Annotated in this window: 1 protein-coding gene; it reads right to left on the bottom strand. The window is 47.6% G+C overall.

Annotation, left to right across the window (positions count from 1 at the left end):
- Nucleotides 1-418, bottom strand: a 418-nt coding sequence (locus AB4263_RS22245; protein WP_372098922.1) for a tandem-95 repeat protein, incomplete at both ends; no start/stop codon positions are given.

Consider the following 418-nt stretch of genomic DNA (forward strand, 5'->3'; position numbering starts at 1 on the left):
TCGAAGCTGATATCGATGTCGCCATTGAAGTTCACATCTGGCGTAATCGTGAAGCTGCCGTCATCATTAGCTACAACCGTTGCATCTCCACCAACCGTAAGGTCGCTAGCTGTCAGGTCATCGCCTTCAACATCTGACGCTTGCGATAGCAATTGCTCTTGGCTTAAACGGATAGAACCGTCTTCATCGATTGAGTACGCTAGGTCACCAGACACTGGTGCATCATCAACGGCAGTTACACTCACATCGATGTTTGCAGATACCGTATCGGTACCGTCAGATACATCAAAACCGAAGTTTACGTCACCATTGAAGTTTTCATTCGGTGCGAAGGTGTATGTGCCATTACCGTTGTCGGTAAGAATACCGTCGCCACCGTCGTAGGTCACACTTTCAATAGTAAGGTTGTCACCTTCAA

Source organism: Vibrio sp. 10N.261.55.C5, from assembly GCF_041470505.1.
Taxonomy (GTDB): Bacteria; Pseudomonadota; Gammaproteobacteria; order Enterobacterales; family Vibrionaceae; genus Vibrio; species Vibrio crassostreae_C.